Source organism: Streptomyces sp. NPDC001219 (assembly GCF_053597915.1).
This window is the reverse complement of sequence record NZ_JBSFJF010000164.1, coordinates 1-1,150: the sequence shown is the minus strand read 5'-3', so window position 1 is coordinate 1,150 and position 1,150 is coordinate 1. Positions and strand designations below refer to the sequence as shown.

Genomic DNA, 1,150 nt, shown 5'->3' with positions numbered 1-1,150 from the left:
GGTGGGTGGTGGGGGTGAGGTCGTGTAGGAGGGGTGGCAGGGTGTTTGCGGCTTTGTGGAGGGTGGTGGGGTTGAGTCCGGTGAGGGCGAGGAGGGGTTCGGTTGTGGTGAGGGCGGTGTCGAAGAGTTCCATGGCTTGGGTGGTGGCCAGTGGTGTGAGGCCGATGCGGGCCAGGCGGCGCAGGTCTGTGTCGTTGAGTTCGCCGCTGATGGTGCTGGTCTGGTTCCACAGGCCCCAGGCGAGTGAGGTGCCGGGGAGGCCGAGGGCGTTGCGGTGTTGGGTGAGTGCGTCGAGGTAGGTGTTGGCGGCGGCGTAGTTGGCTTGGCCGGCGTTGCCGATCAGGCCTGCGATCGAGGAGTAGACGACGAATGCGTTGAGTTCGTGGTTGAGGGTGGCTTGGTGGAGGTGCCAGGCGGCGTCGGTTTTCGGTCTGAGGACTGTGTCCAGGCGTTTGGGTGTGAGGTCGGTGAGTACGGTGTCGTCCAGGATTCCGGCGGTGTGGATGACGGCTTTGAGGGGGCGTTCGGCCGGGATGGACGCGAGCAGGTCGGTGACGGCTTGTTTGTCGGAGACGTCGCAGGCGGCGAGGGTGATGTGGGCGCCCAGGGCGGTCAGTTCGTCCCTGAGTTCGGTGGCTCCTGGTGCGTTTGTTCCACGTCGTGATACGAGCAGCAGGTCGCGTGCGTGGTGTGTGGTCACCAGGTGTCGGGCCAGTACCGTGCCGAGTGTGCCGGTGGCTCCGGTGATCAGGATGGTGCCTTCGTTCCAGTGGATTTTGCGGGTGGTGCCGGGGTTGTTGAGGAGGCGGTTGAGGCGGGGGATCTGTGTGACGCCGTTTCGTATTGCCAGTTGGGGTTCGCCGGTGGCGAGGATGGCGTTGGTGTCGATGTCGGTGCCGGGTTCGATGTCCGCGAGCACGATGCGGCCGGGGTGTTCGGTCTGGGCGACGCGGACGAGTCCTGTCACGCCGGATGCGGCGAGGTCGGCGATGGGTTCGCCGTTGACGGCGAGGGCGCCCCGGGTCACGACGATGAGGGTGTTGTCTGTCTTGCTTTCGTCGGTCAGGAACCGCTGAATCCGGTGCAGGGTCTCGTGCAGTACTTCGGGTGCGGGCCGTCCACCCGATGCCACCTCCCACACCTCGGTTCC

Annotated in this window: 1 protein-coding gene; it reads right to left on the bottom strand. The window is 65.7% G+C overall.

The window, feature by feature from the left end; all coding sequences use genetic code 11:
• A partial coding sequence (locus ACWC9R_RS37075; RefSeq protein WP_450738285.1) for a beta-ketoacyl reductase occupies positions 1–1,132 on the bottom strand: 1,132 nt, incomplete at its 3' end.
• Positions 1,133–1,150: the final 18 nt, after the last annotated feature.